This window comes from Variovorax gracilis, assembly GCF_030317115.1.
Lineage (GTDB): Bacteria > Pseudomonadota > Gammaproteobacteria > Burkholderiales > Burkholderiaceae_C > Variovorax > Variovorax gracilis.
Map to the genome: position 1 here is coordinate 1 of NZ_JASZYF010000094.1, position 1,566 is coordinate 1,566.

General features: G+C 62.6%; 1 protein-coding gene. It reads right to left on the reverse strand.

Going from position 1 to position 1,566, the window contains the following annotated elements; all coding sequences use genetic code 11:
* Window positions 1–254 precede the first annotated feature (254 nt).
* Window positions 255–1,499, reverse strand: a complete 1,245-nt coding sequence (locus QTH97_RS36875) for an IS4 family transposase (protein WP_286573738.1) — start codon at window positions 1,497–1,499, stop codon at window positions 255–257.
* Window positions 1,500–1,566: the final 67 nt, after the last annotated feature.

Sequence of the window (1,566 nt, forward strand, 5' to 3'; positions counted from 1 at the left end):
CAATACTGTTCGGTTACGCAGAAAATCCGCCTGAGGGGTTTGTTGGCGACCATGGCCGCACGCCGGAGCGCCGGACAATTTGTATAGGGGCACCTGGCCGCCCTGAGAACAAGCAGGGCGCGAAGTCCACGGGGACGCGAGTCGCAGCGTTCCGGTCGTGACCCGCGTACGGTGAGGTGCGTCTTTTTGCCATCCGCGGAGAACGCCGATTGAGGGTCCTCGTTGCGCGAATGCTGCCGCTAGCCTGGAGCAGTTCACGGAACCAGCGTCGTCGCTTTTTGGGCCTCGCTGGGGGGGAAGGCCCCGGAGTGGGGCTGCGTACGTCTCAGGAGTTCTACGTGTCCTTTGAAGGACAGCTCGGCGTGAGGTATTCGGTTGTTGGAGGCCCCTTGATGCAGCAGCCATCTCACCGCGTAATGCGCCAGGACCCAGCCGTAGAACTCTTGACGCACCAGCTCGGGTGTCTTGCTGCGCAGCACCCGCCGGCTCTGCCGCAAATGCGTCTTGAGTTCATCGAATACGGACTCGATCTCCCAGCGCTGGTGATACAGCGCTGCCAGCTCCATGGCGGGTGCGCGCTGCGGGTCCAACAACGTCGTCATCAGTCGATAGCGCGGTTGCGCGTCCTCCAAGCCTGGCAACTCATAGTCGATCACGCGCACCGTGATGGCCTGCTGGTCGGCCTGCGCTCGGGTGACATTGGTCGGGCTGATGACACTGAGGAACGACCCATCATCGAGCACGCGTTGGACCGGCATCTTCCAGGTGCTCCCGCATCGCCATAGCAAGTCTGCTCCCGTGGCTGTGGCTTGGCGCCATTGTTCGAATGAATTGAAGCCCCGGTCGGCCATGCAAAGCATGCCTGATTCAAGACGCGGTAGCAACGCGGCTGCGAGCCCTCGCTCGCCATCGCTAAAGGCCCCAATGTTCGCGCCGAGGATGGCGTGTGTCGCGCACTCGATCAATACGGCGCAGCGAGCCTGCGGATAGCCGGCATGGCCGGCGGTGATCGCACTGCTGCTCGGGTAACCGAAATCCCGCGCGTTATCAGCCTCGTCAGGTAGCTCGAACGTGCTGCCGTCAATCGCCACGAGCCGCAAGCCAGCAAAGAACGCTTGCGGATGATCCTGGGCATCGGCCAACGGCACACAGCAGCGCTTGACCAAGTCACTCAAGGGTGCCGAGCCGATGCGGCTGCGCAAAGCGCTAATGGAAGACTTGGCCACAAGTGCCGGCTGCGCGGCCCCACTGGCCCAGGCCAGACCCTGAGAGACGACGGCGAAGACCTCCTCGTAGGCTGCTTCGGGATAAAGGCTCAAGGCCATGCAGTAGTAGACCCCGGCCACCGCAGGGAAGCTGCGAATGCGTTGGCTGTTGCAGCCGTGCTCGTCCAGCACAGCGTGCACGACATCGGCTGGCACCACCCGCGCCAGCAAACTGGCCGCCAAGAAGTCGCTAAGCCTGGCTCCCTCGCCCAACACCGCCTTCGTCCGTGCCATATCCCGTCCGCCATCGAGTTGCCACGGAAGCAATTGTAGGCGTCATTACTCTAATCGAACAGTATTG